The sequence below is a fragment of the Vibrio fujianensis genome (genome assembly GCF_002749895.1).
Lineage (GTDB): Bacteria > Pseudomonadota > Gammaproteobacteria > Enterobacterales > Vibrionaceae > Vibrio > Vibrio fujianensis.
In genome coordinates, this window is sequence record NZ_NBUS01000041.1 from 163,118 (window position 1) to 163,337 (window position 220).

Consider the following 220-nt stretch of genomic DNA (forward strand, 5'->3'; position numbering starts at 1 on the left):
TTCTCGCCCAGTGGAAGCATTAGAAGAACACAAATTTATTCTTCAGGCGATTCGTAATCGTGATGAAGAGTTGGCCGAGATGCTGATGCGTAGACACGTTGCCTACAGTCGTCGTTTGATTGAACAACAAATCCACCATGAAGTCTAAAATTAAGGAGAATCTTATGAGCTTAAGTCCGGGAGCCAAATTCAGGCTCGCTATTCAGTCCCATCATCCTTT

At 43.6% G+C, this 220-nt stretch carries 2 protein-coding genes; both read left to right on the forward strand.

All coding sequences use genetic code 11. The features are described from left to right. A partial coding sequence (locus B7C60_RS08030) for an FCD domain-containing protein (RefSeq protein WP_157928692.1) occupies positions 1 to 148 on the forward strand: 148 nt, incomplete at its 5' end. A gap of 16 nt (positions 149 to 164) precedes the next feature. Beyond that, positions 165 to 220 (forward strand): hypothetical protein (locus tag B7C60_RS19990; protein WP_281251686.1); only part of this gene is annotated, 56 nt, incomplete at its 3' end.